We start from the raw sequence: 766 nt of genomic DNA on the forward strand, positions 1-766 counted from the left end.
CTTTTGGAGCCAGCCGCCTAAGGTGGGACAGATGATTGGGGTGAAGTCGTAACAAGGTAGCCGTATCGGAAGGTGCGGCTGGATCACCTCCTTTCTATGGAGAATTGATGAGCGCTGCTTATCAATATAAGTTTCCGTGTTTCGTTTTGTTCAGTTTTGAGAGAACTATCTCTCAAGTTTATACAGCGTAAGCAGGTTGTTTTTTTCTTGCGGTTGCGTCTGAAAGTGAATTCCACGATGATGGATTCCTCACCGCATGCCAGCAGAGAAGCAAATGCAGCGCAGTAGGCATGTTCTTTGAAAACTAGATAACAGTGTAGCTCATATTTTTAAATTTTAGTTTGGTTAAGTTAGAAAGGGCGCACGGTGGATGCCTTGACACTAGGAGTCGATGAAGGACGGGACTAACACCGATATGCTTCGGGGAGCTGTAAGTAAGCTTTGATCCGGAGATTTCCGAATGGGGAAACCCACCATACGTAATGGTATGGTATCCTTATCTGAATACATAGGGTAAGGAAGACAGACCCAGGGAACTGAAACATCTAAGTACCTGGAGGAAGAGAAAGCAAATGCGATTTCCTGAGTAGCGGCGAGCGAAACGGAACATAGCCCAAACCAAGAGGCTTGCCTCTTGGGGTTGTAGGACATTCTATACGGAGTTACAAAGGAACGAGGTAGACGAAGCAGTCTGGAAAGGCTCGTCATAGAAGGTAACAACCCTGTAGTTGAAACTTCGTTCCCTCTTGAATGTATCCTGAGTACG

General features: G+C 46.0%; 2 rRNA genes. Both read left to right on the forward strand.

Features of this window, described 5'->3' with window-relative positions:
- Positions 1–94, forward strand: a 16S ribosomal RNA gene (locus tag MR058_RS22890); the annotation flags it as partial.
- 249 nt (positions 95–343) lie between these two features.
- Positions 344–766: ribosomal RNA gene (locus MR058_RS22895) — 23S ribosomal RNA — on the forward strand; the annotation flags it as partial.

It is taken from the genome of Bacillus cereus group sp. BfR-BA-01430 (assembly GCF_022663115.1).
In the GTDB taxonomy this organism is placed as follows: Bacteria; Bacillota; Bacilli; order Bacillales; family Bacillaceae_G; genus Bacillus_A; species Bacillus_A cereus_BD.